Origin of the sequence: Algibacter sp. 2305UL17-15 (assembly GCF_040720935.1) — a bacterium.
In the GTDB taxonomy this organism is placed as follows: Bacteria; Bacteroidota; Bacteroidia; order Flavobacteriales; family Flavobacteriaceae; genus Jejuia.
Map to the genome: position 1 here is coordinate 1 of NZ_JBFDAE010000005.1, position 25339 is coordinate 25339.

At 33.6% G+C, this 25339-nt stretch carries 30 protein-coding genes, 1 tRNA gene and 1 pseudogene; 9 read left to right on the forward strand and 23 right to left on the reverse strand.

Annotated features, from left to right (window positions below):
* Window positions 1–473: 473 nt before the first annotated feature.
* The 3 genes from ABXQ82_RS06540 to ABXQ82_RS06550 are packed head-to-tail and all read right to left on the reverse strand — an operon-like array spanning window position 474 to window position 2830.
* Window positions 474–1379 carry a zinc ABC transporter substrate-binding protein gene (locus ABXQ82_RS06540; RefSeq protein ID WP_367056679.1) on the reverse strand — a complete coding sequence of 302 codons (906 nt, stop codon included), beginning with the start codon at window positions 1377–1379 and terminating at the stop codon, window positions 474–476.
* Window positions 1380–1386: 7 nt separating this feature from the next.
* Window positions 1387–2184, reverse strand: coding sequence for a transporter (locus tag ABXQ82_RS06545; RefSeq protein ID WP_367056682.1), 798 nt, complete (start codon window positions 2182–2184; stop codon window positions 1387–1389).
* Complete coding sequence (locus tag ABXQ82_RS06550) at window positions 2171–2830, reverse strand: metal-dependent transcriptional regulator (RefSeq protein WP_367056685.1); 660 nt, start codon at window positions 2828–2830, stop codon at window positions 2171–2173. Before ABXQ82_RS06550 ends, ABXQ82_RS06545 begins: the two co-directional genes overlap by 14 nt.
* A 278-nt stretch (window positions 2831–3108) precedes the next feature.
* Between ABXQ82_RS06550 and ABXQ82_RS06555 the strand changes: the two genes are divergently transcribed.
* Window positions 3109–4266 (forward strand): T9SS type A sorting domain-containing protein, encoded by a 1158-nt coding sequence (locus ABXQ82_RS06555; protein WP_367056688.1) that lies wholly within the window; start codon window positions 3109–3111, stop codon window positions 4264–4266.
* On the opposite strand, the pseudogene ABXQ82_RS06560 reads toward ABXQ82_RS06555, so the two are convergent.
* Both ABXQ82_RS06560 and ABXQ82_RS06565 read right to left on the reverse strand, forming a co-directional pair.
* Window positions 4247–4732: pseudogene (locus ABXQ82_RS06560) on the reverse strand (alpha-L-fucosidase); the annotation flags it as partial. The gene ABXQ82_RS06555 and the pseudogene ABXQ82_RS06560 overlap by 20 nt on opposite strands.
* A 43-nt stretch (window positions 4733–4775) precedes the next feature.
* Window positions 4776–5012 (reverse strand): alpha-L-fucosidase, encoded by a 237-nt coding sequence (locus ABXQ82_RS06565; RefSeq protein ID WP_367056691.1) that lies wholly within the window; start codon window positions 5010–5012, stop codon window positions 4776–4778.
* Between the two features lie 212 nt (window positions 5013–5224).
* Between ABXQ82_RS06565 and ABXQ82_RS06570 the strand changes: the two genes are divergently transcribed.
* Entirely contained in the window at window positions 5225–6052 is an 828-nt protein-coding gene (locus ABXQ82_RS06570) for a cyclase family protein (protein WP_367056694.1), read from the forward strand.
* A 15-nt stretch (window positions 6053–6067) separates the two neighbouring features.
* Window positions 6068–6427: an MmcQ/YjbR family DNA-binding protein gene (locus ABXQ82_RS06575; RefSeq protein ID WP_367056697.1), complete on the forward strand. Its 360-nt coding sequence runs from the start codon at window positions 6068–6070 to the stop codon at window positions 6425–6427.
* A gap of 3 nt (window positions 6428–6430) precedes the next feature.
* Here the strand turns inward: ABXQ82_RS06575 and ABXQ82_RS06580 are convergent, their stop codons facing one another.
* From ABXQ82_RS06580 to ABXQ82_RS06630, 11 genes are all read right to left on the reverse strand, one after another.
* Entirely contained in the window at window positions 6431–7255 is an 825-nt protein-coding gene (locus ABXQ82_RS06580; RefSeq protein ID WP_367056700.1) for an inositol monophosphatase family protein, read from the reverse strand.
* A 2-nt stretch (window positions 7256–7257) separates the two neighbouring features.
* The gene (locus ABXQ82_RS06585; RefSeq protein ID WP_367056703.1) at window positions 7258–8205 is read right to left on the reverse strand and encodes an oxidoreductase family protein; all 948 of its coding nucleotides are present in this window, start codon (window positions 8203–8205) and stop codon (window positions 7258–7260) included.
* Window positions 8206–8358: 153 nt separating this feature from the next.
* On the reverse strand, window positions 8359–8838 hold the full coding sequence (locus ABXQ82_RS06590) for a hypothetical protein (protein WP_367056706.1): 480 nt from the start codon (window positions 8836–8838) through the stop codon (window positions 8359–8361).
* A 4-nt stretch (window positions 8839–8842) separates the two neighbouring features.
* Window positions 8843–9355: a helix-turn-helix transcriptional regulator gene (locus ABXQ82_RS06595; RefSeq protein WP_367056709.1), complete on the reverse strand. Its 513-nt coding sequence runs from the start codon at window positions 9353–9355 to the stop codon at window positions 8843–8845.
* Window positions 9356–9874, reverse strand: a complete 519-nt coding sequence (locus tag ABXQ82_RS06600; protein ID WP_367056712.1) for a hypothetical protein — start codon at window positions 9872–9874, stop codon at window positions 9356–9358.
* Window positions 9875–10102: 228 nt separating this feature from the next.
* Window positions 10103–11500 carry an RtcB family protein gene (locus ABXQ82_RS06605; protein ID WP_367056715.1) on the reverse strand — a complete coding sequence of 466 codons (1398 nt, stop codon included), beginning with the start codon at window positions 11498–11500 and terminating at the stop codon, window positions 10103–10105.
* Between the two features lie 152 nt (window positions 11501–11652).
* Complete coding sequence (locus tag ABXQ82_RS06610; protein WP_367056718.1) at window positions 11653–13491, reverse strand: hypothetical protein; 1839 nt, start codon at window positions 13489–13491, stop codon at window positions 11653–11655.
* A 213-nt stretch (window positions 13492–13704) separates the two neighbouring features.
* Window positions 13705–13817 (reverse strand) — tRNA-OTHER (locus tag ABXQ82_RS06615).
* Window positions 13818–14068: 251 nt separating this feature from the next.
* Entirely contained in the window at window positions 14069–14395 is a 327-nt protein-coding gene (locus ABXQ82_RS06620; RefSeq protein ID WP_367056721.1) for a hypothetical protein, read from the reverse strand.
* 56 nt (window positions 14396–14451) lie between these two features.
* Entirely contained in the window at window positions 14452–14634 is a 183-nt protein-coding gene (locus tag ABXQ82_RS06625) for a hypothetical protein (RefSeq protein WP_367056724.1), read from the reverse strand.
* A 239-nt stretch (window positions 14635–14873) separates the two neighbouring features.
* Window positions 14874–15017: a hypothetical protein gene (locus tag ABXQ82_RS06630; protein WP_367056727.1), complete on the reverse strand. Its 144-nt coding sequence runs from the start codon at window positions 15015–15017 to the stop codon at window positions 14874–14876.
* A gap of 225 nt (window positions 15018–15242) precedes the next feature.
* Between ABXQ82_RS06630 and ABXQ82_RS06635 the strand changes: the two genes are divergently transcribed.
* Window positions 15243–16976, forward strand: coding sequence for a WYL domain-containing protein (locus ABXQ82_RS06635; protein ID WP_367056730.1), 1734 nt, complete (start codon window positions 15243–15245; stop codon window positions 16974–16976).
* Between the two features lie 5 nt (window positions 16977–16981).
* On the opposite strand, the gene ABXQ82_RS06640 is transcribed toward ABXQ82_RS06635, so the two are convergent.
* Window positions 16982–17494 carry a CvpA family protein gene (locus ABXQ82_RS06640; protein WP_367056733.1) on the reverse strand — a complete coding sequence of 171 codons (513 nt, stop codon included), beginning with the start codon at window positions 17492–17494 and terminating at the stop codon, window positions 16982–16984.
* 115 nt (window positions 17495–17609) lie between these two features.
* Here ABXQ82_RS06640 and ABXQ82_RS06645 point away from each other — a divergent pair, with 115 nt between their 5' ends.
* Together ABXQ82_RS06645 and pheS are read left to right on the forward strand one after the other, a co-directional pair.
* On the forward strand, window positions 17610–17966 hold the full coding sequence (locus ABXQ82_RS06645; RefSeq protein WP_367056736.1) for a hypothetical protein: 357 nt from the start codon (window positions 17610–17612) through the stop codon (window positions 17964–17966).
* Window positions 17967–18296: 330 nt separating this feature from the next.
* Window positions 18297–19316, forward strand: a complete 1020-nt coding sequence (pheS, locus tag ABXQ82_RS06650; RefSeq protein WP_367056739.1) for a phenylalanine--tRNA ligase subunit alpha — start codon at window positions 18297–18299, stop codon at window positions 19314–19316.
* Window positions 19317–19324: 8 nt separating this feature from the next.
* Here pheS and ABXQ82_RS06655 read toward each other — a convergent pair whose 3' ends face one another.
* Entirely contained in the window at window positions 19325–20053 is a 729-nt protein-coding gene (locus tag ABXQ82_RS06655) for a hypothetical protein (RefSeq protein WP_367056742.1), read from the reverse strand.
* Between the two features lie 80 nt (window positions 20054–20133).
* Here ABXQ82_RS06655 and ABXQ82_RS06660 point away from each other — a divergent pair, with 80 nt between their 5' ends.
* Window positions 20134–20529 carry a hypothetical protein gene (locus ABXQ82_RS06660; RefSeq protein WP_367056745.1) on the forward strand — a complete coding sequence of 132 codons (396 nt, stop codon included), beginning with the start codon at window positions 20134–20136 and terminating at the stop codon, window positions 20527–20529.
* A gap of 143 nt (window positions 20530–20672) precedes the next feature.
* Here the strand turns inward: ABXQ82_RS06660 and ABXQ82_RS06665 are convergent, their stop codons facing one another.
* Entirely contained in the window at window positions 20673–21674 is a 1002-nt protein-coding gene (locus tag ABXQ82_RS06665; protein ID WP_367056748.1) for an NAD(P)H-dependent glycerol-3-phosphate dehydrogenase, read from the reverse strand.
* Between the two features lie 131 nt (window positions 21675–21805).
* Here ABXQ82_RS06665 and ABXQ82_RS06670 point away from each other — a divergent pair, with 131 nt between their 5' ends.
* Window positions 21806–22750 carry a nicotinic acid mononucleotide adenyltransferase gene (locus ABXQ82_RS06670; protein WP_367056751.1) on the forward strand — a complete coding sequence of 315 codons (945 nt, stop codon included), beginning with the start codon at window positions 21806–21808 and terminating at the stop codon, window positions 22748–22750.
* A 171-nt stretch (window positions 22751–22921) separates the two neighbouring features.
* A complete protein-coding gene (gene lysM, locus ABXQ82_RS06675; protein WP_367056754.1) occupies window positions 22922–23407 on the forward strand; it encodes a peptidoglycan-binding protein LysM in 486 nt (161 codons plus the stop codon).
* On the opposite strand, the gene ABXQ82_RS06680 is transcribed toward lysM, so the two are convergent.
* From ABXQ82_RS06680 to gmk, 4 genes are all read right to left on the reverse strand, one after another.
* Window positions 23404–23703, reverse strand: a complete 300-nt coding sequence (locus tag ABXQ82_RS06680) for a hypothetical protein (protein WP_367056757.1) — start codon at window positions 23701–23703, stop codon at window positions 23404–23406. The genes lysM and ABXQ82_RS06680 overlap by 4 nt on opposite strands.
* 4 nt (window positions 23704–23707) lie before the next feature.
* Window positions 23708–23881 carry a hypothetical protein gene (locus ABXQ82_RS06685; protein ID WP_367056760.1) on the reverse strand — a complete coding sequence of 58 codons (174 nt, stop codon included), beginning with the start codon at window positions 23879–23881 and terminating at the stop codon, window positions 23708–23710.
* A 227-nt stretch (window positions 23882–24108) separates the two neighbouring features.
* Window positions 24109–24699, reverse strand: coding sequence for a nicotinate (nicotinamide) nucleotide adenylyltransferase (gene nadD, locus ABXQ82_RS06690; protein ID WP_367056763.1), 591 nt, complete (start codon window positions 24697–24699; stop codon window positions 24109–24111).
* Window positions 24700–24707: 8 nt separating this feature from the next.
* Window positions 24708–25298, reverse strand: coding sequence for a guanylate kinase (gene gmk / locus ABXQ82_RS06695; RefSeq protein WP_367056766.1), 591 nt, complete (start codon window positions 25296–25298; stop codon window positions 24708–24710).
* Window positions 25299–25339 lie beyond the last annotated feature (41 nt).

The window sequence follows — 25339 nt, forward strand, 5'->3', positions numbered from 1 at the left end:
TTCTAAATTCTAAATTCTAAATTCTAAATTCTAAATTCTAAATTCTAAATTCTAAATTCTAAATTCTAAATTCTAAATTCTAAATTCTAAATTCTAAATTCTAAATTCTAAATTCTAAATTCTAAATTCTAAATTCTAAATTCTAAATTCTAAATTCTAAATTCTAAATTCTAAATTCTAAATTCTAAATTCTAAATTCTAAATTCTAAATTCTACGGATTTACCACTAATTTACTCTTTTTAACCTGACCTTGGCTGATAATCTAGCCCTGATAGAAGCGGCATCCTTTTTTGTGTTACTTGATTTTTATTGATAGCTTTTACCTTTATGAATGCTAAACTTTTGATAAGATGCTTAAACATCGACACAAAAAAGATACAGCGGATAGCAGGAAATAGCTTCAAATAATTTTTATTGCTAACATATTTTTAGTTTTGAGTAAGCGCTGCAAACTGTGACTGCGATTGAAAACTTATTTAAGTGCATTCACAATGGTATTCACATTATACTCGAACATGCCAATATATGTGCCTTCAATAGTTTCTGCATCTCCAAGTGCATCAGAATATAAAGTTCCTCCAATGGTCACTTCATGATTTTTCGATTTTACGGCTGCTTGCAATGCTTCTATGGTACGTTTAGGCACCGAACTTTCCACAAAAATAGCTTTTACATTTTTTTCTATGATGAACGCTGCCAGTTTTTGAACATCTTGAACACCTGCTTCTGTTGCTGTTGAAAGCCCTTGTAAACCAACAACTTCAAAGTCGAAAGCTTTTCCGAAATAGTTGAATGCATCGTGCGCGGTCACTAAAATACGTTGTTCTTTTGGTAGGGTACTGATGGTGGTTTCTAATTTGGTTTTTAATGCGTTTAGTTGGGTGATATATGTTGCGCCGTTTGTTTCGAATTCTGTTTTTTGTTCTGGAATTTCTTCTGAGAGTGTTTTTACAACAAATAGGGTAGCTTGTTTCCAATAGGCCACATCAAACCAAATATGGGGGTCGTAATTGGAGGCGAAATATTCTGAACCAATTAGCGTTTTTTCATCTAAAGCATCTGAAATCGCGATGGTTTTTTTGTTTTTCATCTTTTCGAAAACTTCAACTAATTTCCCTTCGAGGTGTAATCCGTTGTAAAAAATAATATCAGCGTTAGATAGTTTTGCAACGTCGCCTTCACTAGCTTTGTACAAATGTGGATCTACGCCGCTACCCATCAATCCTTGAAGGTTGATATGCTCGCCGCCAATATTTTTAACCAAATCGGTTATCATGGTGGTGGTGGTAACTACGTTTAGTTTACCGTTTGTTGATTTTTGGTTTTTGCAGTTGAAAAATGCTAAAGCGATGGCTATTATAAGTACTGTTTTTTTCATTTTTAAATTATTTTTTTCTGATTCTATAACTTAATCCGAGCCCTAAAAGTAAATCCTGACCTTCAGTAATGCTTGTGCCAACATAGGCATCGAATTGTAAATCGTTTGATGCTAAATAGGTAAATCCTGCATCCCAATAGTGGTTTGCGGAACTGTCTTCTGGTAAATCGCCATATAATTCGGCATAGGCTCCAAATTTATCACAGATACTATAGCCATAAGCTAGTGTGTAAATTGCGGCAGCTTCGGGAGAGTCATCGCCCCATTGTGCGCCAATATTGTATCCTAAACTCGATTTTTCGCTTAATGTATGAGAAAGTGATAATCTAAAATCTACGCCTGTGTATTCTGGTCTATAATCGGCAGATGCACTAAATATTGGAAATACGTGACCAATAAGTGCTATTTCTGGCATGGCGCCATTTTCTTCAGCAATGTCTATTTTTAGACCTAGAAGTAGTGGCGATAGTCCGCTCATTACATTGTCTAGTTTGTTGCCGTTTATTGTGGTTACGCCTTCAACAAAATCCCAACCCAACCGTAATTCCATATTATCTAGAATTCCGTAACGAATCAACATGGTGTTGAATGTGTAATTTTCAGATTTGACGCTGTTCTCTTCAAAAGACTCATATAAGCCCCCTGTTTCAAATTGTAAAACGCCTTTGCCCACTGTTGATGATGCTTCTGTGGCGTCGGGTCTATCGGTTACTAAGGCGCCAATGTCTTTGTTATCTTCTTGCGAAAACAGACTTGTAGATATAGCAAAAAGCAATACCGTTTTTGTAAATTTAATCTTGTTCATTAACATAAATTATTGAGGTGAAATCTTCATTAAGAAGAATGGTGTTATTGTGTATTGAAATTTGAGTCATTTTGTTTTTACTGAACTGTTTGGACACTAAAACAGAGTTGCCATATTTTAATCCGTTTTGCGCACAGAAATCAAAAAATTCCTTGTCATCACTCATTAATCGAGAAATGATATAGGTTTTCCCTTCTTTGGTGTTTGATAAAGCAATAGATGAATCTGTTGTGGTGATTTCTCCATCGGCATTTGGAATAGGGTCGCCGTGGGGATCGAATTTAGGATTGCCCAAATACTCACTGATTTTATTGGCCAATAAATCGGAAGTTTGATGCTCCAATAGTTCTGCTTCCCTGTGAATATCATGTAAAGACAAATCGAAAAGTTTAAACAGTAAAGCTTCCCAAAGGCGATGTTTTCTAACAACATTCAAAGCCATTTTAGTGCCCTTATCCGTTAATTTAAGCTCTTGGTATTTTTGATAATGCAGTAAGTCTTTGGTTGCTAGTTTTTTAGCCATATCGGTTGCCGCAGCATTAGATATGCCTAATTCTTTCGCGATGTTACCAGGTTTGGTATCGTTATTATCACGTTTTCCATTTTTGTAAATGGCTTTTACAAAATTTTCAACAGCTATCGACATTCGTGTTGCTTTAAAATATTTTTAAGTGAGCTTAAATATTTTTCAAATGTAACTAAAAAAAATGTAACAATCGCAGATTTTAAATTTTTTAGATTCTATTTTGTGCAGACCTTAGAGGCGTGTTAGGTTTTAAAGATCTAAAAATTAATGCGTTATCCTTTTATTCAATTAATTTTTGTAATTTTAAGCATCCTATACCAACCAAATCTTTCCTGCCGTGTGTTTATTTAAAAGAAGTGATTAATAGCACCTAATTATTAACTTTTAAATAGATAGCTATGAAAACAAAAATTACACTCGTATTATTATTTTTAATTTGTTACTCAACCAGCTATTCGCAGGTAGCTGCATTTAGGCATTATGCTACTGCAGATAATATTGACGGAGAAATATCTGTGATAAACGATGTGAGACTTAATGGAAATCCAGACTTAGTCGTTTTGGTGGAAAATGGAAGAGTAGAAGACAATGGCACTATCATAAACAATCCTCATTTTGTAGGGGTTAGGTACAATTCCATAACAGGAAGATATTATGTATATAATGAAAACCCTGTTCATGCTATGCCTTTAGGCAGTTGTTATAATATTGCGGCTTATGAAGAAAATGCATTAAATTTTAAGCACGATGTTGATTCTGGTACTATTGTTTCAGGCTCGGATAATGCATCGAAAATACTTCTGGGGAATGATGATCCCAATAAGAGAATTCTTTACGGCAGATCGCAACCAGCCGATGATGGAGGTTCATCTAGCCCAGTAACAGCTGATTTGCCAATCGAGCTTTATTATAATTACGCAAACCCTGGAGCATGGTATATTGCTGTTCCTTTTGGACAAACCATGCCTTTAGGGCTTATTTTTAATTTAGCAACCCCACAAGGTTTTGTGATTTATGAACATCAAAGCACATTTGCTAACACAGGTTCAGAAGTTATAGCTATAGACGATTTTTCGTATTGGACCGTGTTAGACCACCTTATGCTTAACAACAATCCTAATGCTATAATTTTTGTTCAGCACAGAAGAGAACCTGCAACAGGCTTTGTATTTAGGCTACTTTCTGTTTATTATAATTCAGTTACAGGGAGATGGCAAATTCATATCGAATTGGAAAATTTTATTTCTGGATTTAGTTTTCCTGAAGGCAGGTTTTTTGATGTTTTTATTTATGATAGTGCTTTAAGCACAAATGGTTTTGTTAAGAAAAACGTTAAGGTGTTTCCGAACCCAACAGATTCTAAATTTACAATTCAAGCTAATAAACCAATTGGCAGGGTTTCAATATTTAATATGCTTGGACAGAAATTGAATGATTTTTCGGGAAAAGGAAATGATTATTTCCAAATAGACATGTCCAATTTTAAATCTGGACATTATTTTGCTAAAGTTCAGGTAGATAGTAATTTTGAGACTATTAAGTTGATAAAAAATTAGTTGATTTAAAGTTTAGGTATAAGCGCTTATTTTGCTTAAAAAACTTTGAGTATTGATCGAATTCTTCTTGAGGTAGGTTTCCGTAAAATTTCTTTAAATCTGGATCTTCAGATGATGTTGGGTACTTAGGGTTGTAAGCAAAATGGCTGTTATATGTTTCCCATTTCGTAGAATCTCCATCGTGTCTTTGTCTTAATCTCGCATGATGAAAAGAGGTCATGGTTTTCATTCCTTGCTTTTTAATCGCCGTTAAAATTTCGCAAGTAATATCTCGTTTCGGACTCATATCGGTGGTGTTCCATGGGTTTATTTCGCTACCCCACATAGCGAAACCATCATGGTGTTGCGCTACTAGACCTGCGAATTTAGCGCCTGCTGTTTTAAAAGGTTCAGCCCAATCTTCTGGATCAAAGTTTTCAGCTCTAAACATGGGAATAAAATCGTGATAGCCGAATTTATCTAGTGTTCCAAAGTTTTTTCATGGAACGCCGTATAGTCCGGGTATTCGTTTACACGATATAATCTATACGGGTACCATTCAGGACCATAAGCAGGAACACTATAAAGCCCCAATGAAAATAAATTCCTAACTTAGAATCGTGAAACCATTCTGGATTAGTGGTGTGTTTTGCTAGAATTTCCCAGTTGGCTTCATAGCTAGTTGTATTTGTTTCATATTTAGGTTTAGAATCTTGACAAGACCAAAATGGAAGGACAAAAAACAGACATTTAAGTGAGTTATTCATGTTTAAAGAATAATTAGTTAGCGTATAAAAGGCTACAAAATACTATAAAATCTCGATATTATTTGGTGCCAATTGAGTAATAGGGGGTAATATTTGGGTTTTATTATGAATAATGCTTAGAAATAGTATGACTCAGCATTAGTGATTTTATGTTAAAGTTTGTTTTTGCTTCGCTTGCTTTTGGCTATATTTAAGTTTAAATCAAATGTAATATGGGAAGAGCGCATTATTTTATATTAAGTTTTTCATTTTTAGTGGCATGTAATACTACTAGTAAGGAAAAAGGAGATCTGGAATCTTCAAACGAAAAACCCACAGCAACACGGCAAATAGTAGATTTAACCCATGTGTTTTCTGAAGAAACTATTTATTGGGTAACGGCCAAAGAGTTTGAAATGGATGTTGTAGCCGAGGGAGAAACAGACAAGGGCTTTTACTACGCCGCCAATAATTTTGCTACTGCCGAACATGGAGGTACACACATTGACGCCCCAATCCATTTTGCAAAAGGAAAGCAATATGTAGATGAAATTCCTTTGGAAAACTTAATAGGTAATGCCATTAAGGTTGATGTTTCTGAACGGGCTTTAACAAATCCTGATTATTTAGTCAATATTGATGATTTTACCAATTGGGAACAAAAAGAAAACATGAAAATTCCAGAAGGAAGTATTGTGCTGATAGAGACAGGTTTTTCAAAATTTTATCCAGATAAAAAGAAGTACTTGGGCACAGATCAACGTGGAGATGAGGCAGTAAAATTACTTCATTTTCCTGGGTTGTCTCCTGAGGCTGCCCAATGGCTAGTGCATAACAGAACTATAAAATCCATTGGAATTGATACACCTAGTATTGATTACGGGCAATCTCAGTATTTTAAAACCCATGTTATTTTATTATCTAAAAATATCCCTGCATTTGAAAATTTGGCGAATCTGGACAAGCTACCCAGTAAAGGGTTTGAGGTTGTTGCTTTACCTATGAAAATAAAAGGAGGAAGTGGTGCGCCTTTGCGGATTATAGCTTTTTTGAATAACTAGCATTATATTAAAACTATGAATATTGAAGAGTACCGATTGTATTGTTTATCAAAAAAAGGGGCGACAGAGTCCATTCCTTTTTCTAAACTCCCTAATGTATTAGTGTTTAAAGTAATGGGTAAAATGTTTACAGCAACAGAGATTGAAACATTTGATAGTTTTAGTATAAAATGTGTTCCCGAAACTATTGAAGAATTACGTGCAGAATACAGTGCCCTAAAAGAACCATCTTATTTTAGTAAAAATCATTGGAGTAGCGTAGAGATGGATGGGACAATTTCTGATGATATTTTGTATAAATGGCTCGATATTTCTTATGATTTAGTGGTCGCTAAGCTTACAAGAAAAGAGCGGTTAGAATTGGATAACTTTTGAATTTTATAATATTAAGTTGGAATAATAAACACCTTGATGATTCATAAAAGTGCTGTCCTTTTTATTTAAATCTAATATTTCACCTTTAAAGTTTGTTGCGGGTAAACCGAGTTCTTGGAAGACACAAGCCGTAGCGGCAAAATCCCAAATACTACCGCCTCCAAGGTCTTTTTTTGGAAGTTTTAAAAAACATGCTGGTCCATTTTCTAAGGCCAAAATGGCGCACATAACTGCACCAGCTCCCGATATTTCTTTAATGCCGTTTAGCCTTAAATCAGTTTTATGTTTGTTAAGGATGTTTTGTATTTTGGCAGAATTGGGTGTGTCGCCTAACTTTTTATCGGTCACGTAAGTTAAATAGTTATTACCATTTTTAACGTTCCATGTTTTTTTATTTTTATAAGCACCTTTTCCTTTAATAGCATGGTATAGCGTTTCTGTGCTAGGATCAAAAACAACGCCAATTACGGGAGTTCCATCTTTGGCAATTAAAGCAATAGAAACAGAAAACCCTGGTTGTTTGTTAATAAATGCGAGTGTTCCATCCATAGGGTCTATACACCAAAAGAACTCTTTTTCAAATCGGCTGCCATTATCTTCTGTTTCTTCAGACAATAATCCAATACCAAAGGTTTTGCAAGTGGGCATTAACTGTGAAAAAATAATACGTTCGCATTCACGATCTACTTTTGTCACTACTTGAGATGCATAGGAAGAACCCGCTTCTTTGTTTTCTATAATAATATCATCATTCATGTACTTCTGAATGATTTTCCCAGCAGAAAGCGCGGCTTCAATGGCAATATTTGCTAAATGTTGTAAATCCACTATTATAGATTTTTGATGACTTCAGCTGTTATTCGTTCGCTATAACTATTGATTTTCCAATGGCCAGGGCTCCAGCCTTTTAAAAACCGATGAAAATCTGCCCAAGCTACACGATATAAAGGGCGCCATTCGTTTTCAAGCGCTTCATTTTTTTTGCCAAGTGCTTTGTGTAAATAGACAAAATAAGTATTCAAAAGTTTTGATTCCAATCGTTCACAATCGCTTTCATTAAGGCAACTTCCAATGAAATAGGCGACATCTTTCATACCACATCCACCGCCTACATATTGAAAATCTACGCCTGCTACTTGTCCGCTTTTCGAAAAACAAAAGTTCGCCAATTTAGCATCGCCGTGAACAAAGGTTTTAAAGTTGCAGTTATTGAGTTTTTTGTCAATAGCTCCAGCAGCGTTTTTCAATGCCTTGTCCTTTAAAACCTCTAATTCCTGAGGTCTCGTGTCTAAATGCCAATAGGTGCCAATTTCCCAGAGTCCATCAGGAACTTTACCTAAATAACTCACATGAAATTGTGCTAACCATTCTAAGCATGCATCTATATCTTTCCAATTTACGTCTTGTTTTCGTAATGGAAAACCTGCCTTATCTAAATCTTCAAGAACTATTAATGTTTCATGATTGTTACTTTCAATAGCAAAACATTTTGGTAAACGTGCCATACTAGTGTTGCTATACTGTTTATACCAAGTGGTTTCTACCTCGTAAGATTTTAACTTTCTTTGATGGCCAATATCGGTGTTCCAGCCTCTTGGATGATTTTGGCTTTTAGGTAATTGAATATGTTTAACCACAATGCTTTCCAAAGGGGAGTTTTCTAAATCAATACGTATGATTTTACCGTAACCGCTCCATAATTCTTGGATGGTTTCTTTTTCAATTAAAGAAGATGCACCTGTGCTTTGCAAAATGATGGATTTGAAATGGTTGTTCATAGGGTGCTAAAGGTAGGGGATTGTGGTTTTTATTTCTAAAAACTTAACATCATATCTATGCTTATAGCGCTTAATTTAAAGAGTTATATTTTTTTTTACGACAATTCAATATTATCAGTTAGAGATAAAGAGATTGTTTGTAAATTAATAGTTTTAATCTTCTATTGGTTTAAGTTCTTTTAAACCGCTTAAATCTAAAAGAGGGATTGTTATATGGCTTAATTCAGTATTAACTAAGTTTACTGCTAACATTCCCCTAATTCCTCCAATGCAAATATTAAGTAGCTTTTTAGTAAAATCATCTGGAGCTAAAACTTTAACATCTTCATTTATTACTTTATCGAAATCTGGAGTTCTAAAAATTGTTGCGCTTTTTATTCCAAATAGTTCTTGCTTATTAGAATTACTAGAATTAATTAAAAAGGCATCTAATTCTAAATCAATTTTTATTAGTTTATCTTCTTTATTAGTTCCAGTAATTATATTTATCCGATACTCTAAATCTTTGGTAGTAATTTCGTCAGGATTAATTTTATCCAAATCAACAATATAGAAACCATTTGGTTTTGATTCAATAATCTCAACTCTGATAGTTTTCTTTGATTCTTTTTTTTTCTTTTTCTCTTTGCTCATTTTTTTAATCTTTAGCTACATGAACAGAAAAAGTGCTTTCCGTTGCTGGTTTTATTTTAATCAGATCTTCTACGTCATTCTGAATAAAATTTGCTAAATAACCATCATTTACTGAATCTGAATCCTTCAAATTAATCGAAGAAACAGTAAAATTAAGTGATTCATCAAAAGCAAAATTAGGATTAACTTTCCTTTTAAGGTTTTTTATTTCATCTTGTAATGTCTCAATTTTGACTTCATATTCTGTAATTTTTGAAGACTGAGTAACGACTAAATCAACCTCTAAAGCTTTACTTATTTTCCTTACAGTTTTAAAGGTGAAATTATGTAATCCAGTAAGCCATTTACTAACTTCTGATTCTGACTTGTTTAGCATTCTAGCTAGGTCAGCTGCACATAAATGTTTTTGTTCTAAGATTAAATGGATCTCATTAGCAATTTCTAAAGAGCCAATTACATCATTCTGAACATGTTCTGGGATTTCTTTTAATGCGTTTAAATATGCTTTTGATGCCATCTATTTATTATATGTCAAATTAAATGATTTACTTCTTTTAAGCATTCTTTCTTTTATTATCAAGTGTCTTTGGTTCATCATCTTATTTATTTGTGATGCTATATTAGACGTGAATATATATTGTTCCCAACAAGAAGGGCTGTCTCTAGTGGCGTCACTTTCCTTGATTCCTCCATTTACTAAAATAACAATTTCTGGACTTAATAATATACAATACAGTCTCAAATTCAAATTATCTTTTTCAAATTCTAAATCTAAGCATCTAAGTTCTTTGGTTGGAGGGGGAAGGGCTTTTGCATTATCTTCAGGTCTAAAAAATCTATCTTGTACACCATATTTTTCGCCGATTTCGGCAATCCACATTTTTATATAAAAAACACTTTTAGAATATTCTTTTTGATACTTATTATAGAACTTTTCTAATTCTGTTTTATTTTCATCTTTAAACTTAAGAGTGTAATATCTAACTTTAGTAAAATCTAAATCTTTTCTTACTACTATAGATATTTCAGACTTCACTTATAAGTTAAGATTGTAAATGTAGATTAATTTTTAGAATAAACAAATATATGAGAATAGTATTATATATTTTTCACAAAAATATAACATACATCAAAATTATCTACAAAAAAAGATGGATTTTCTTAAAAAAAAAGAAAGATTACGAATATTAAAGCTTGCTCCTAAAAGTAAAAAGTAAGTAAACTATAAAGTTCAACTACTTTTCCGTTTCTAAAAATCTAATACCTATTTCCTTTTATTACGCTTCTCCCTCCTAACCCTCCAAGGCGCATTTTTCTGCCAATCACCAGCCATAATACAACCATAAGGCATCACTTCGTCAATAACTTTTCCTAAACCATATTCGTCCATTTGCTGTCTTACGGCTTGTGCATTTTTGTAGGCACTTGGCAATTCGGTAATATCAATCTCATTAGAGAAAAACCGAACATCTAAACCTCGGGTTTCTTCTTTAAAAATTTGCATGATAGTTCCTGTTTTGCTTTTTCTGTGTTGGGTTCTACTTACGTTTCTACCGGCACCATGTGGCGCAAAACCTAAATTGGTTTTTGTGGTAGATCCTTCAACAATCAACACAGGTTCGCTCATGTTTAACGGAATCAACCTTGGTCCCGTAATATCTGGCATAAACTTAGCGTCTAAGGGTGTTGCGCCTTTAGCATGGTAAAATAAATCCCCATCTTTAAATACGAAGTTATGTTCGTTCCAGTATCTGTTTTCAATGTTAATCTCTAAAGATTCGGCTACCGAATTATGCAATACTTCATGATTCAGTTTTGTCCAATCTCTTATGGTTTGTAATGCATCCCAATAGGCTTGACCTTCTTCAGTTTCAAACGGAATCCATGCATTTTGGGTCTTGGTTTCAGGAGATAATTCTTTTCTAAAACGTTCAGCGATTTTCATGCCTTTAGTATATAATCGAGCACCCGGACCTCTTGAACCGTGATGTGTGACCATCATTGTATTCCCTGTTTTTTTGGAAGTTCCTACGAATAAGAAGTGGTTACCATCGCCTTGAGTTCCCAAATGTGCTCTTGCCATTTTAATCATGTCTTTATCTCCTAGGAAATAGTTGGCTTCAAAAGCGTCTAATAATTCTTTTGGAAAGCGAAATTGTGTATTTCTATCACGTCCACCAGGACCAAAATGCGTGTTGGCATGTGCAGCATCTAAAATGCCTTTTGGGTCTGCTTTACCAAAATCGGTCAACATCACAGAGCAGCAAATATCTGCACTATGCATTCCGGGGTGGATAGCGTTTTTTGCAACTGCCACCCCACCAACAGGAATGGTGCCGTCTGGACCTGCAGGACAAGCATCTGGCATAATAGCGCCAGCAACTAAAGTTGGGGTCTTCATCAAGGTCTGCATGGAGTTAATCACTTTTGCTACATTGTCTTCCTCCATTTCATTTTCAGCTTTAATATTAATTGAAAAATCAATTGGTTTTGCGTGTAATGCTATCGGGTCTGGAGATTTAAACTGCTGTAAATAAGTCATTAAAACATCGCCTTCTAAATTGTTTTCATTGATGTGTGCGATGGCTTCTTTCATCCATTTTCCTTGCTTAAAGCCTAAGGCTTTTAATATATGTCCTGTTATTTTAGTTTGTGTTTTCATCTTTTCTATTTATTTAGATTCGGCATCAAGTGCAGAATGACAGTAAACTGTCAATTACACTACAAATATTATACAGTATTACGCAATAGTTTTACGTAGTTATGATTTTAATTAGACCTTTTGGCTTTTTGTAACCAAAAGGTCTTTTTCTTCTATTTAAAAGGCTTCAAAAAACTATCTTTTTCTAAATTTTCTAATGAAAAATCATAATCAGCTTCTGCCTTATTCTCAATGAGTTCTGCACCCAAAAAAGTTACAAGTTTATCAAATGATAATGGTTTGTTCCATTGTTGGTACAATGCTTTTGTTGCTAAATTTGATACTTCGGAATTACCGGAAACTCTGGTGTGTCCTGCGCCAAAATTTAAGAGTACAAAGCATTGTTTGTCCTTTTTAGGGATTAACATACCTAATATGGTTTGCTTTTGTACAGATTCGCATTTAATATCTGCAAATAAGTTGTTTGGGTTTATCATGTAGTCTTTAGAAATAGCGTCTCCCTGGCCAATGATGATTTTGTAACCGCAATCTGAAGTTCCCGAATACACATTGTTTTGAACCAATGTTGGCGCGTTTAAGCCTTTATTGGCGTACAAATATTCAACAGCTCCTTTTGGTGCTGAGGTAATATCTCCAGAATACATCAAGTTTCCTTTTTGTTGGTTATATCTTGCATTCCAACCTATTTTACCAGCAATATTTAAACCTGATAAATCTAAATCTCGCGCGCCCCAAGCATCTTCCCAATAGATTCCTACTGCTAACTTTTCGCCATAAAAACGTGTGCCAGTAGGAATATTGCCTACGTACATTTTCTCTGATGTTGGCAAAGCATATTTAATGTTCTTTGGAACAAATATGGTTTTACCTGTCAAATCAAATCGTTGTTTCATGTAATTTAAAATGAATTTATAATTCTTTTTGAAAACTTCATTTTCCGAAACTTCTACTATGTTTTCATCTGCACCAAACTTTCTCTTTATGTAGTTCAAAAATTGATTGTTCTTGTTATCAATAGTTGTTGTTTCGCTAGATTTTACCCAAGATTTACCATTTCTAATTCTATATAAAAAAGCGTCTTGACCTTCTTTTCTCGTATAGCAAGCAGACAAAGCCTTAAACAAAGCAAAAGGTGTTGCGTTATCTAGCCAATGTGTTTCCTTGTTTGTTATCAATGCGTTTGTCACATCATTTAACGGATTTGAAACCAATGGTTTGTGATACGTTTTGGATTGCTTACTAATTTTATTAACAGTTTTTGGCGCTTTGTTCTTAAATGCTAAAAACAAAGGTTTGTATCGGTTAAAAATTTCAGCAAGTTTTTCTAAACCAAAACTGTTAAACGCTTGTGTTGGGTTGTATGAACTGTTTTTAATCAATTCAATTAACTCATCATTTTTGATTAACAATGTGGTATCTGTTGTTCGGTAAATAATATATCTAAAAAACTCAACCGCGTTTTCTGGATAGATGTTATAGAGTTCAGCTAATTTTACAATGGCTTCCTTGTTTCTAATGTTTTCTTTGCCAGTAAATGTATAGCCTAATTCATCGACTAAAACCGTTATCAAATCATCTACAGTATCTTCTTTTAATGCCATGCCAGACTGCAATAATGCCAGACATTTTTGGGTCATTTCATCAACAGCGTAGCCCTTAATTACTTTGTAGGTAAGTTTTAATTCTGGAATGTTTAGTGTTTCTTCAGGAATATAAACTTCATCCTGAAAATCACTTCCATATGTGGAAATGTAATGCGTGATTTGATCTATCAACAACTCACATCTTGAGCTAAATTTAATTTTTGACCAAGATTTATGAAACGTCTTGTTTAAGTCATTACCTGTTAATTTTTCGTTTTCGAAATAAGCAATAATTCTATCTTTTGCCAAAAGTGCATTTGGCGCGATGATGAATCCGTCATCTGAGATGTATGGTTTTTCGTTTGATGTTTTCGCTATTACAGCGTTAAATAATTTTAATGTTTTCATTTTTTAATATTTAAATAAGTGAGGAGTATTTATCAAATGTTTATAGGAACTCCTTTTACCTATTTTTAAAGACGAAGAGTAAAACAAACCACATACTCTTTCGAGTACTGGAATCGAACCAGTATATAGGAACTCTTTTTGTCTTTTACTAACGGAAAGTAATTTCTTTAAGGTGAATTGTTATAGGAACTTTCTATGTCAGTAATTTTTTTGTAGTTCGGACGGGATTCGAACCCGCGACCCTCAGATCCGATTTAGAGGAACTCTGTTTGCTAAATGGCGCAAAGTAATTTGTCTGATGCTCTATCCTATTGAGCTACCGAACTGGTTTAATATTTTAAAGAACGTTTTGTCTGAGAAATCGCGCTTTGGCGTGACGACCTCTCGCTTCCAAGGCGAGTAAACAACCTCCGTTATCTTCCCAGTTTTTATGTTAATGAACTTTTTATGAAGCTCCACCAGCTTCCTCGTCTGGTGGAGCGCTACTTTAAAGCCAGATTCCAAAAGGCTTTTAATTAATTACTCTGCAAATATTCTATATTATTGCGCAATGTTTTTGCGTAGTAAAAAATTTATTTTATTTTTTCTTCTTCTTTTTGTTCTTTTTTCTCTTAGACGATGTTTTCTTCTTTGGCTTTATTTTGTTTTTAATTCTTGATGCCTCAGAATCAATAAACCAAGTAAAATCATCGTTACAACTAAATAACTTAGCTTTTTTTAGTGCTTTAATTGCTTTTTTAAGTGCTTGAAGATTCTCAAATAATTGCCCTTGTCTTAACCAAACTTCTGCCTTATTTAACCCTTTTACGGTAAAGGCAAAGTCAATTAATTTTTGAGCTTCCTCGTAATCTTCGTTCCATATCAATACCAAAATGTATTTTGGATACACTTTTTGAAAATCCATTTTGTTAGTGAAACCCAAAACTTAAAAGCGCAACGCATTAAGTTTTGATGGTTGAACTAATCCCGATTTTTAGCGGGATCAAATTGTTCGGCTTGCAAACGTCCCATTAAATACAAAGCATAAACGTTCTTAGCTTCATAAGACAAGGCGTAGTTTAAATTTTCTACGGTTTCTTCTAAATCGTATGGATAAGCATCTATAGCTTTAAGCACATATTTGTTTAACAAATTTGTGTCCATTGTTTTCTCGTCCTGTCCCGATGCTTCGGGGGTTTCAGGGTCTTTTTTAATTAATAATTTGATGTTTGTAAATTGATATGAAATGCTTCAACTCTGCTCAGCATAACAATACAATTAGCTTGTTTTTTCTAAACTGTTTTTGGAAATGGTTTAGCAGAACGCTAACGACTGAAAACAAAAAATCCGAAACAGTTTTTTAACGGCTTCGGATTTCTCATTTATAAATTTGAAAAGTTTATCTAACGATCATCACGAAGCATCACAAAAGGCAATATGCCTTTCGGGAAATTTTGATATGTTATAAATAAACTCATAATTCTAATTTTTAATTCAACTTCAGTTTTGGTTGAAATGCGTTGCAAAGATTTAGATTTATTTTTCAATTTTCAAAATTTATTTTCCCTTTTCAGTCAAATTTGAACCAATAATACGAAGTATTATATTTTTTTGAAAAAAGCAACTAATTTTTGAATTTATCATACTTTTTGACACATTTTCATTTCTACGCATAATTATTGCGTAGTGTTTTTTTTCTTGTAAATTTAGTGTTTCAGACCCTTCAGGTTTCAAAAACCTGAAGGGTCTATTAAAGATTTTAATTAAGAATTATGGCAGTCAACAAAAACGCATTAATCCGCTACAAAACCATCGATAAATGTTTGCAAAATAACTTTAGGCAATGGACACTCGATAATTTAATAGAAGCCGTTTCGGATGCGCTTTACGAATACGAAGGCAAAACTATAGATGTGAGTAAAAGAACGGTGCAGCTCGACATTCAAATGATGCGTAGTGATAAATTGGGATATAATGCTCCAATTGTGGTTTACGAGCGAAAGTTTTATAAATATGAAGACGAAAATTACAGCATTACAAACAGCCCGATTTCCAATCAAGATTTAACTAAATTATCTGAAGCTGTTTCATTCTTAAAGCAGTTTCAAGGTTTTTCTCATTTTGAGGAATTAGGCAGTATGGTGCAGAAATTAGAAGACCATGTGTACACTCAAAAAACACAGGAAAAATCATTGATAGATTTTGAAAAAAACGAGAACTTAAAAGGTTTAAAATTTTTGGATCCGTTATATCAATTCATTCTTAAAAAGGAAGCGATTGATATCACGTACCAATCCTTTAAAGCACGACAAGAAAGTACGTTTACATTTTATCCGTTTTTATTAAAAGAATTCAGAAATAGATGGTTTGTTATTGGTAAGCGACAGAAAAATGAAGGCATTATGAATTTAGCTTTAGACCGGATTATTTCCGTTGAAAAAAGTTCAAAACCCTCCTTGACAGATTCAAATTTTAATTCAGAAAATTTTTATAAAAATGCTATTGGCGTTTCTGTAAGTCCCAATTTAAAACCCGAAAATGTATTGCTTTACATCAACCATAAACAAGCGCCTTATGTGTTAACCAAGCCATTTCATCACACACAAAAAGAAGTAAGTAGAGACCATTATGGCGTAACCATTTCTTTGGAAGTTCAGCATAATTTCGAATTGGAAAAAGAAATATTGGGATTGGGAGAAGGCGTAAAAGTAATTGCTCCAGAACGTTTAAAACGAAATATAAAAGAACGTTTGTATGATGCCGTAGATGTTTATGAAACCGAAATTAACGATAAAAACTTGCGAACTATTTCAAAACGATTAGAATACAAAGGTTTCGGGATTCTAAATCATGTCTATACAAAACGAGACATCAGAAAACTCAAAGCCAAATTTGACACCTACATAAAGCAAAATCAAGAACAAGCTTTCGGGATGCGAGAAGTGCTTCAAAAACTACCCGAACTCAAAGCTATTCTATTCAATAAAAACTTTAAGAAGCTCATAAAATCAATAGATAAAAATGCCTTTTTAGCCAAGGCTATTTATTTTGATAAGTCGCCACAAGACAATTGGTACGTCACATGGCATCAAGATGTGCCCATAAATGTTCAAGAAAAAATAGAAGCAAGAGGCTTTACATCATGGACGAATAAAAAGGGCGTGATAAGTGTTTGTCCGCCAGAAGAAATTTCAAAAAATACCTTTTCCATGCGCATTCATTTAGACGATACCACCGAAAAAAATGGCGCACTAAAAGTTATTCCAGGATCGCACAACAAACGCTTAAATGATGAAGAAATTAAATTGATAACTACCAATTCCATTCCTTTTGTGAGTGAGGTTGCTTCAGGAGGGGTGCAGTTGATGAAGCCTTTACTGTTACATGCGTCATCAGTTTCTAAAGTTCAGAAACGACGACGCGTTTTGCATTTGGAATTTTCGTCTATTGCATTACCAAATGGTCTAGAATACAAGGAAAAAGAAGCATTATTTAATAGAAGCTAATAAAGTTAAACCGTTTGTTTGGTTTCTTTCTCTTGTCGCTTTTTCAAAATATTAGGAAAAATTAGTGGTGCCAAAGTTTTCACAGGTTCATATAAAATAGAATCCTCTAAATCTTGGTCACTTGCAAAAGGAATCGTATTATTCAAACTGCTAAAAACCATCAAAATAACACTTAAAATCAATCCTATTTTCAATGCCCCAAAAACACCACCAAGTAGTTTATTTAAAACGCCTAAAGCCGCAAAATCAGCCAGTTTTGTTAAAGCTTTTCCAGCGAGGGCAATGGCAAGAACAATCACTACAAAGGTAATGGCAAAGGCAACTATGTTAATATATTTTTCGTCCCAAGATACTTTTTCCATCAAAAACTCGGCAGCAAAATTACTGAAATGAATAGCACCATAAACTCCTGCCACTAGAGCCACAAGAGAAGCAACTTCCACAAAAAGCCCTTTCATAAACCCTCTAATGAGTCCAAACAAGAGAAGCGCACCTAAAATAATATCAATAACCGCCATAAATATCTTTTTTGTAAATATAGAATAAAATCTTTCTTTTTATCTTGTAATGATATGAAGTAAAACGTAGGTTCACTAACTTTGAACTTTCAATTTTAAACTTATAACTTAAAAAGTGTCTAGAGACGAAAAATTAAAGGAACGTTGGGAATTGGTAGTCGAAAAACTATCCAATCAATTTGCAGATGGAGATATCTTAGATCTCGATGCGATAATTTATCTCATTGGTTTTCAGGAGCTTGGGCAGTTAGAAAGAAGCTTTAAAAAAGACCAAAAATTAGATTTAATGCACATTGCAATTTGCAAATTGCTTACGCCTTATGGCTATTACGAACTCGATTTTGTGGATGATGAAGGCTGGCCACATTATAAAACCCTAGAAACCTTACCGCATTTAAAAGCTGGGGAGCAGTCCGTTTTAATGAAGGAAGCCATTGTGAATTATTTTTTAGAAACTGAATATATTAATTAGGGCGTTTCTTTTTGCTCATACCTACAAGGTTTTAGATACCAAAACAAGTTTGGTACTGCGCCTTGCAGGATCACAAAAAGTCGGGCTTTACTCATTGGTTTCTATTGCAAATTAATGAATTCGTGAATATAAATATTTCACTTACTCTCCCGATTATCATCGGGATCAAACATGCCGTTCAATCTCTAACGCAGCCCATCCTCAGTGTCATTGCGAATCACACTTTTTTGTGTGATACGGCAATCTTATACTTTTTAGAGATTACTTCGTCGGTTCCTCCTCGTAATGATGATAAATTGATTAAATTTGCCATCATTTTGAATATGCGTCATGATAGATAAAATACAAGAATTAATAGCCGAAGCCGAAGCTTTTAAAGCCCAAACCAAAGAGGAGGTAGAAGCATTCAGAATAAAATATTTGGGTTCTAAGGGGCTTCTAAGGGAGTTCTATGGTGAATTGAAAAATGTTGCAAATGATCAGAAAAAAGAATTTGGACAAGTTATCAATAAGTTAAAGAATACAGCTGAGGACAAAGTAAACGCTTTAAAAGAAGAGCTTGAAAGCAAGGAAGAAGTAAAAGGTGTTTATGGCGATTTATCACGTCCCGGACAGCCTATTGAAATTGGTGCACGACATCCAATTTCAATCGTTAAAAACCAAATTATTGATATTTTTTCGCGTATAGGTTTTAACGTAAGTGAAGGTCCGGAAATTGAGGATGATTGGCACAACTTTACGGCATTAAACTTACCAGAATACCATCCCGCTCGCGATATGCAGGATACGTTTTTTATTCAAACCAATCCAGATATTTTATTGCGTACGCATACCAGTTCGGTGCAAGTGCGTTACATGGAAAATAATAAGCCGCCTATTCGAACTATTTCCCCGGGTCGTGTGTATAGAAACGAAGCTATTTCGGCACGTTCTCATTGTTTTTTCCATCAAGTAGAAGGTTTGTACATTGATAAAGATGTGAGTTTTGCAGATTTAAAACAAACGTTACAACATTTTACAACTGAAATGTTTGGGAAAGCAAAGATTCGTTTACGTCCGTCGTATTTTCCATTTACAGAGCCAAGTGCTGAGGTAGATGTGTACTGGGGTTTAGAAACAGAAACCGATTATAAAATCACAAAGGGCACAGGCTGGTTAGAAATTGGTGGCTGTGGTATGGTAGATCCTAACGTTTTAGAAAATTGCAACATAGACCCTGCTGCATATTCGGGGTTTGCATTTGGTGTTGGTATAGACCGTATTGCGATGTTGTTGCATCAAATAAGTGATATTAGATTGTTGAGTGAAAACGATGTGCGTTTTTTAGAGCAGTTTAAATCTTCGCTTTAAAAACATTTTCATTCATACTTTAAATCAGTAAACAATTTCTCTTTAAAATCTTGTTTTACAATGACGTTTTTTGGTCCAAAAACACTTCTATCAAAAGATAAAAGGATGTTTCCAGATTTTTGGTAATTATCCCAGAGCATAGTAAATTTTGGGTCTTCATCATTAAAACTTTTAAAAAATGACCATTGTTTGATAAGTTTGTCTGTTTGATCTACATAAACATAATATTTGTTTTCTGGAGTTACACCAACAGCGTTAAACGTGAGTTGCAACACATCTGCTGAATTTCCGTTTGGTAATTTTTCGGTTTTCACATAAGTTAAATTTACTCCTGGGTCTTGTAATTTCCAAGGCATTACCAACCAATAGGAATCGTTGATCCACCAATTTTTTCCTTGGTTCAGGAGTTTTTCAGTTTCAGAATCGTCTTCAACTAAAGTGTTGCCTTTAAAAGCTTTACCTGTAAGCGAATTAATGTTTACTAAAATAGTAAGCGAATCTGTTGGACTTTCAATTCTTACATCTCCTGTCCATTTATCCCAAAATAATTTTCGTTTCCCGAAATCCCATTTTATGAATTTTGTGTTGTTATAATTGTCGAGTCCACCCATGGCATTTACAACTTCTTCAGCAATGGCAATGGCTTTTTCATCTGAATTTTGTGAGGTTACTTTTGAAGTATTTAAACTAAAAAAGAAAAATAAGACTAGAATTTTTATGGTTATAATCGTTTTCATAATACCAAATTGTTGTTTGCTGAAAATTACATAAAACTTTATGAAATAGGTTATTTTTGCAATTCAAAATTAAATAGGAAGTGAAAAAAGATATCCAAATCCCGAAAGTTGAAGGTGTTTACATGGCTGTTGTAAACGAGTACAACGACATCTATAAAACGCAGGATTGGAACGTCTATCTAATTAATGACAAGGATACTGATTTGGATATGGTAATTATAGTTTCAGAAGGGTATTCCGAAACTAAAAAGACGGCGACTTTTAGAAAGAAAATAGATAAATTGCCTAAAAAGAGTTTCGCCAAAATTGAATTGATGCAAGAGGATTTATTTGTCTTAAATAATGCTTTTAAAGTGTCTTTTTTTGATGGGAATACTTTGCTTGATAAAACGTATTTGTTTAGAAAGAATACTATTAATTTGAAAGCTTTACAGTCATTGCCTTTGATGGATGCAAAAGGGGTTTTGGTTAGATAGTTTAAGGCTTTGGTTTAAAGTTTTATATGTTTTAAAGTGTCTTCGATAAGTTGTATTAGAAAGAATGAAAATTATCTTCAATAGGTTTTAAATACAGACTAAGCTAGTTCTCCTCCCATGGAGGAGTTAGAGGAGGCTTCTTTCTAATCCAACTTTTCGGTTAATCGTTTAAACACTTTTTTAGGGTTTTTATTCTCATAAAGTACCTCGTAAACTGCATCTATTATTGGGGTGTCTGCCTTTTTTTTATTTTTGTTATTCATTAAAAAAGCGCTTTTTGTGGCATAGTAACCTTCAGCAACCATACTCATTTCCATTTGTGCAGATTTTACGGTGTAGCCTTTACCAATCATGTTTCCAAACATGCGGTTTCTAGAAAAGGTAGAATATCCCGTAACCAATAAATCGCCCAAATATGCCGAATGATTGATGTTACGTTTCATTTTATGCACTTTTTTGATATAGCGTTTCATTTCTCGAATAGCATTGCTCATTAAAATACTTTGGAAATTATCACCATAGCCCAAACCATGAGCAATACCAGCGGCAATAGCATAAATATTTTTAAGCATTACGCCATATTCTACGCCAATAACATCGTCGCTTATTTTGGTTTTTATGTAATCGCTGGATAAACTATCGGCAAGATTCTGTGCCTTTGTTGCATCCCAACAAGAAATAGTAAGGTATGACAAACGCTCTAAAGCCACTTCTTCAGCATGGCAAGGGCCTGCGATAACGGCAATACTTTCAAATGGTACTTTGTAATGTTTGTTAAAGTGTTCGCCAACCAATAATCCGGTTTCAGGAACAATCCCTTTTACTGCTGAAACTATTGTTTTTCCAGAAATAGCAACAGTCAGTTTTTCTAATTCACTATGCATAAAAGCCGATGGAATTACAAAAATGAGGACATCTGCCCAAGTAGCAATTTCGTTGATATCGTTGCTTAGCTTTAATTGCTCTAAATGAAATTCAACCGAACTTAAATAATTAGGATTGTGCTGTTCTTTCAGTAAATGCTCTTTGGTATAAACACTACGCATATACCAACCCACTTCGTCTAAATTTTCGCAAAGCATTTTCACAATTGCCGTTGCCCAACTTCCAGCGCCAAAAACCGCATAATTTAAAGGTTCATTCATATAAAAAGAAAAATCTGTTTGTATTTCAAAAGTACGTAAAATATAGAAGAATTGAGAATTGAATGGCTTTGATTAATTTTTTTGGCACGCGTTTTGAAACTCTATAAACAGAAACCCTAAAACAAATTATTATGAAAACTATAAAAATACTTTTAAGTGCTGTGCTGGCATCAACACTTTTAACATCTTGTTATACCGAAGTTGTTGTGGACGAATTTAATGATGTACCGCCAATTACAGCAAATCAACTATTACATGCTTACGACTTGTGGTATGTTGATATTAATGCTACCCAGGGTTTTGGCGAAACACCATTTTTGCAAAAAGCATTTACCATTTCGTTCATTAACGGTGTGTTGTACGCCAATAATAATTTGGTGGGTATAGGAAACAGCGGAAATGGTTATGGAATTGATGTGGCAGAATATGATGCTTACGATATGATTTTGGACGTAAACCATGATCTTGACGGGTTTCAAACTTTTGATGTTTTTGAAGTAGATTATAATACCATTGAATTATATAATCCAAATAATGATACGTCTTATTTTTTAGAAGGCTATCAACGCAATAATTTCGATTACGATTTCGTGTTCTATGATAACATTCATTATTTCTTACAAGAATATGATGCTTGGGAAAAAACATATACTAGTGAGTTTGGTGTTTTAAATGAATTTGATAACGAAAATTATTTACAGTTTTTAGCTGGTGGTAACGATTCTGAATTTAGATCTTCACAAGATAATAATGGTTTGAATTATAACAATTTACAATGGGACTATACAGGAATTTATGGTGTAGGGAATATTGCTGGAAATGACCTTTTAAAAACTTTAACATTAGATTATGATTCGTTGGACAATGAATATTTTGAATTGAGCGTTATAAATGACGGAAAGATAGAGTTGTATCATCCAACTTCTGAAACGGTTTATGAATTTGAAGGAAGAGGTTATATACAATACTTGAAATCTGGTAACGACAAAGGAAAGTTGCATACTAAAAAAGATAAAAAACGTAAGTTTAAAAAAGATAGAGTAGAGAACCCTAGAGAAAACACAAGGGTTAAATAAAAATTTTGGTTGGTTATTTAGTTTAGAAACCGTTTAAAGCTTTTGGCTTTAGGCGGTTTCTTTTTTGTTTAATAATTAAAGTGACTATTCTATAACTAATGTGTCTAAAAATTGTGTAGTTTTATGGTTGCACATTAAACAAATTATTAACCCTCAAAAAATAAATTAAAAATGGGATTATTTTCGTTCATTAAAAACGCAGGAGCAAAGGTATTTGGTATTGGAAAAACAGATAAAGAAGAAGCTGCCGAAGCTGCGGCAAAAGAGCTTAAACTAGAGCAATTAGCTGGTCAGAAATTAGAAGAAACAATTAACGACTTACAATTACAGGTTGAAGGTCTAAACGTATTTATAGATGATGAAACAGCAACAATTACTGGTGCTGCTTACGATCAAGCTACAAAAGAAAAAGTAGTATTACTAGTTGGAAATTCCAACGGCATTGCAATTGTTGATGATCAGATGACGGTTGAAAACGTTGAACCAGAAGCACAGTTTCATACAGTTGCAAGTGGTGATACTTTAGGTAAAATTGCTAAAACATACTATGGTAACGCCATGAAATATCCAGTAATATTTGAAGCAAACAAGCCAATGCTTACCGATCCTGATAAAATTTATCCAGGACAAGTATTGCGTATCCCTGCCTTAGACTAAACATACCTACAATATTTATGTTTGTAAAAAACCCAACTTGCGAGAGTTGGGTTTTTTGGTAACGTGAAAACAACACCAATTACAGATGCTTTCTTAATTTTACCTCTTTCCTGTTTATCTTTTGCCCATTCTAAAGCTCTATCGTAATTATTTTCCCAAATGTAAAATCCGTGACCTAACCAATCAAATGGTTTTTCGCTGATTTTTACATTATTTGGTTTTGTGAGAAGTTGATCCCTTGCAGATTCATCGCATCCGTGAAATCCGATTAAAATGTTAGACCTAGAACTATACATTTATTTATTCAGCAACAGAAAGTACTCGTTCTAAATTAGGAAAAGACTTGGTTATTTTTCCTTTTTTAGTAATAATACCTGCTGAACTTAAAGATGCAATAGCAGATTCCTTAGAAGTTTCTTCTTTTTTTAATTTTCTAGCTAATGCAAGAAGTAATGCTGTTTGTTCATTTTTCATAAAGAAGGAATTGTAATTCAAATGTATAGTGATTATTCTATTTAAGAATATGGCTTTCTGTGCATATGAACAACTTTACAGGTACAAAGTTATTTCAATATTTTATACTCAAATTAGATGAATGCGTTTAATGTTTCTAAACTTAGAAAAAGTAGAAATATAAAACCTTCAATTAGATATGTAAATTCATTAAAATTTTTAAGTTTTCTTTCCTAGAAAAGTACAAGCTATTTATAAAAATTCATTTCATCTAAATATTCCCAAACATGTTGCGGCAACATGGGCTGCACATTTTTTCCTTCTTTAATAGATTTTCGAATAAAAGTGGAAGAGAGTTCCATGATAGGCGCATCAACAGCATGTATTTTTTTATGTCCGTCAAATTGGGTTTTATCCCGATTACTATCGGGGTCTTTTGAAATTCTAGGATACACATAAATATGATGTCCTTCTAAAATAAGCTCGTAATTTTTCCACTTGTGGAAACTTTTAAGATTGTCTTCGCCCATAATTAAAGCAAACTCATAATCTGGATGTTTTTCCTGTAAATAGGTCAAAGTATTTATGGTATAACTAGGCTGTGGTAAGTTGAACTCAATATCGCTAGGTTTTAGCTTGATGTAATCTTTTGTGGCGCGATATACCATTTCCAAACGCTGGTAGTTATCCAGCAAGCTATTTTTCTTTTTAAAAGGATTGTGTGGTGTTACCACAAACCAAACCTGGTCTAAATCGCTATGTTCTGCCATATGGTTTGCAATTACCAAATGCCCGATGTGGATCGGATTGAAAGAACCAAAATAGAGTCCAACTTTCATTTTATAGCTTAAGAATTTATAAAATTTGCAACTTGTTGTTCTGCTTCTTTGAGTGCTTTTTCTAAATTGTCATTAACAATTATTGTGTCAAAAAGGGGAGCGGTTGCTAATTCTGCCGAAGCTTTGGCAACACGCATATTTATTTTGTCTTCACTTTCGGTTTTACGTTTTTTTAATCGGATTTTTAATTCGTCAATACTTGGTGGTTTTACAAAAACAGCCAATGTTTCATCTGGAAATTTTCGTTTGATACGTAAGCCACCAGAAACATCAATATCAAAAATCACATTTTTACCTTTTGCCCAAATACGTTCTACTTCGGTTTTTAAAGTACCATAGAAATTATCGCGATATACTTCTTCCCATTCTAAAAATTCATCATTTTTAATCTTGGTTTTGAATTCTTTGGCAGATAAAAAATAGTAATCCTTTGCATGTTCTTCATTGCCACGTTTAGCTCTGGAAGTTGCCGATATGGAAAATTCTAAATTTAAATCTTCAATACCTAATAAATGCCTAACTATGGTTGTTTTTCCAGAACCAGATGGTGCTGAAAACACTATTAATTTGCCTTGTTTTTTATCTCGTTCTTTTGCCACGAATTCACGAATATTTTTTACTGAATACTTTTAATTTTGAC

Excerpts from the sequence above, each read along its gene's own strand:
- ABXQ82_RS06540 (WP_367056679.1), bottom strand. The coding sequence starts at position 1,379 with ATGAAAAAAACAGTACTTATAATAGCCATCGCTTTAGCATTTTTCAAC.
- ABXQ82_RS06545 (WP_367056682.1), bottom strand. The coding sequence starts at position 2,184 with ATGAACAAGATTAAATTTACAAAAACGGTATTGCTTTTTGCTATATCT.
- ABXQ82_RS06550 (WP_367056685.1), bottom strand. The coding sequence starts at position 2,830 with ATGTCGATAGCTGTTGAAAATTTTGTAAAAGCCATTTACAAAAATGGA.
- ABXQ82_RS06555 (WP_367056688.1), top strand. The coding sequence starts at position 3,109 with ATGAAAACAAAAATTACACTCGTATTATTATTTTTAATTTGTTACTCA.
- ABXQ82_RS06565 (WP_367056691.1), bottom strand. The coding sequence starts at position 5,012 with ATGAATAACTCACTTAAATGTCTGTTTTTTGTCCTTCCATTTTGGTCT.
- ABXQ82_RS06570 (WP_367056694.1), top strand. The coding sequence starts at position 5,225 with ATGGGAAGAGCGCATTATTTTATATTAAGTTTTTCATTTTTAGTGGCA.
- ABXQ82_RS06575 (WP_367056697.1), top strand. The coding sequence starts at position 6,068 with ATGAATATTGAAGAGTACCGATTGTATTGTTTATCAAAAAAAGGGGCG.
- ABXQ82_RS06585 (WP_367056703.1), bottom strand. The coding sequence starts at position 8,205 with ATGAACAACCATTTCAAATCCATCATTTTGCAAAGCACAGGTGCATCT.
- ABXQ82_RS06590 (WP_367056706.1), bottom strand. The coding sequence starts at position 8,838 with ATGAGCAAAGAGAAAAAGAAAAAAAAAGAATCAAAGAAAACTATCAGA.
- ABXQ82_RS06595 (WP_367056709.1), bottom strand. The coding sequence starts at position 9,355 with ATGGCATCAAAAGCATATTTAAACGCATTAAAAGAAATCCCAGAACAT.
- ABXQ82_RS06605 (WP_367056715.1), bottom strand. The coding sequence starts at position 11,500 with ATGAAAACACAAACTAAAATAACAGGACATATATTAAAAGCCTTAGGC.
- ABXQ82_RS06610 (WP_367056718.1), bottom strand. The coding sequence starts at position 13,491 with ATGAAAACATTAAAATTATTTAACGCTGTAATAGCGAAAACATCAAAC.
- ABXQ82_RS06620 (WP_367056721.1), bottom strand. The coding sequence starts at position 14,395 with ATGGATTTTCAAAAAGTGTATCCAAAATACATTTTGGTATTGATATGG.
- ABXQ82_RS06625 (WP_367056724.1), bottom strand. The coding sequence starts at position 14,634 with ATGGACACAAATTTGTTAAACAAATATGTGCTTAAAGCTATAGATGCT.
- ABXQ82_RS06635 (WP_367056730.1), top strand. The coding sequence starts at position 15,243 with ATGGCAGTCAACAAAAACGCATTAATCCGCTACAAAACCATCGATAAA.
- ABXQ82_RS06640 (WP_367056733.1), bottom strand. The coding sequence starts at position 17,494 with ATGGCGGTTATTGATATTATTTTAGGTGCGCTTCTCTTGTTTGGACTC.
- pheS (WP_367056739.1), top strand. The coding sequence starts at position 18,297 with ATGATAGATAAAATACAAGAATTAATAGCCGAAGCCGAAGCTTTTAAA.
- ABXQ82_RS06655 (WP_367056742.1), bottom strand. The coding sequence starts at position 20,053 with ATGAAAACGATTATAACCATAAAAATTCTAGTCTTATTTTTCTTTTTT.
- ABXQ82_RS06665 (WP_367056748.1), bottom strand. The coding sequence starts at position 21,674 with ATGAATGAACCTTTAAATTATGCGGTTTTTGGCGCTGGAAGTTGGGCA.
- ABXQ82_RS06670 (WP_367056751.1), top strand. The coding sequence starts at position 21,806 with ATGAAAACTATAAAAATACTTTTAAGTGCTGTGCTGGCATCAACACTT.
- lysM (WP_367056754.1), top strand. The coding sequence starts at position 22,922 with ATGGGATTATTTTCGTTCATTAAAAACGCAGGAGCAAAGGTATTTGGT.
- ABXQ82_RS06680 (WP_367056757.1), bottom strand. The coding sequence starts at position 23,703 with ATGTATAGTTCTAGGTCTAACATTTTAATCGGATTTCACGGATGCGAT.
- ABXQ82_RS06685 (WP_367056760.1), bottom strand. The coding sequence starts at position 23,881 with ATGAAAAATGAACAAACAGCATTACTTCTTGCATTAGCTAGAAAATTA.
- nadD (WP_367056763.1), bottom strand. The coding sequence starts at position 24,699 with ATGAAAGTTGGACTCTATTTTGGTTCTTTCAATCCGATCCACATCGGG.